Genomic DNA, 280 nt, shown 5'->3' on the forward strand with positions numbered 1-280 from the left:
GTATATGTATACGTCATGGCTTAGTTTTTTTACATCGTTACATTATTGTCAAATAATAAATAATTACTATGCATTTTGAATGGATATAATAGTAATAGAGTGATAGATGATGAAGTGGTACGCAGAACCCAATAGAATCAATGTTTTATATATTTACACTATTCTAAATATATAAACTTTTAAAAAATAGTATGTTAGCGTTTTCATAACTTTTAAGTTATGCTAGAATAAGGACATAAGTTATTAATTATTACAAAAAGAAAAAAGAATTCCTTTTTTC

Source organism: Bacillus sp. JJ783 (assembly GCF_036963225.1).
In the GTDB taxonomy this organism is placed as follows: Bacteria; Bacillota; Bacilli; order Bacillales; family Bacillaceae_G; genus Bacillus_A; species Bacillus_A cereus_U.